A 1,008-nucleotide genomic window follows, 5' to 3' on the forward strand; every position below is an offset into this window, starting at 1 on the left:
ATTTTTTCAAATGATAGTTTGACTATCGCAAGTGTAAAAGGGTGTGACAACGAAGAGTATTCGGAAATAAAATCATTCTTGTCAAAAAGGTTTAGTTATAAAATTACTTTTAAAGATGGTTTGGGTAAGTCATATGTACAGTATTTTAAAGCTGGTTGAACTAATTTACCCTAGATAATAACGTTGAGTGGGTCTTTGAATTACCGCTTATGTGAAACAACCAGCCGGATTTTACCTGCTTTTTAACCACATTTATTACAGGGCAATTTTATGAAAACAATTGGAATGCTTGGTGGTATGAGTTGGGAGTCAACCACTAGCTATTACAAAGCATTAAACCAGGGTGTAAAAGATGCGCTGGGTGGGCTGCATAGTGCCAAAATTTGTATGGTGAGTGTTGATTTTGCAGAAATTGAAACACTACAGCACCAAGGTGATTGGCCACAAACAGCCAGTTTACTTACTGAAGCAGCTAAATCGGTAGAGGCAAGTGGGGCTGATTTTTTACTTATTTGCACAAACACCATGCACAAAGTGGCTGACCACATTGCCAGCATTTCTATTTTGCATATTGCCGATGCCACCGCAGCGCAGCGCAGTTAAAACACGATAATATTTCGCGAGTAGGATTGCTGGGCACGCAATTTACAATGGAGCAAAACTTTTACAAAGGGCGGTTAACCGATAAGAATAACATTGAAGTGTTAATACCCGAGCCTAATGAGCGAGAGCGTGTTCACGACATAATTTATAATCAGTTATGCCAAGGCATTATTAATGATGAAGCGCGAACTGATTTTATAAATATTATTGAGCGTTTGTTTGAAAAAGGCGCACAGGCCATTGTTTTAGGCTGTACTGAAATTGCTTTATTAGTAGGGCCGAAACATACAACCGTGCCTCTTTACGATACCATGCAAATTCATGAAAATTCATGCAAAGGCTGCGGTTAAATTAGCATTAACAAAATAACCAACGCTTAACTTATAAATAAAACCGCCACAGGGC

General features: G+C 38.6%; 1 pseudogene. It reads left to right on the forward strand.

What is annotated here, in order from left to right:
- Window positions 1–270: 270 nt before the first annotated feature.
- Window positions 271–972, forward strand: a pseudogene (locus tag GQR46_RS20085) (aspartate/glutamate racemase family protein).
- Window positions 973–1,008: the final 36 nt, after the last annotated feature.

The organism is Pseudoalteromonas sp. Z1A6 (assembly GCF_011378745.1).
GTDB classification, from domain to species: domain Bacteria; phylum Pseudomonadota; class Gammaproteobacteria; order Enterobacterales; family Alteromonadaceae; genus Pseudoalteromonas; species Pseudoalteromonas arctica.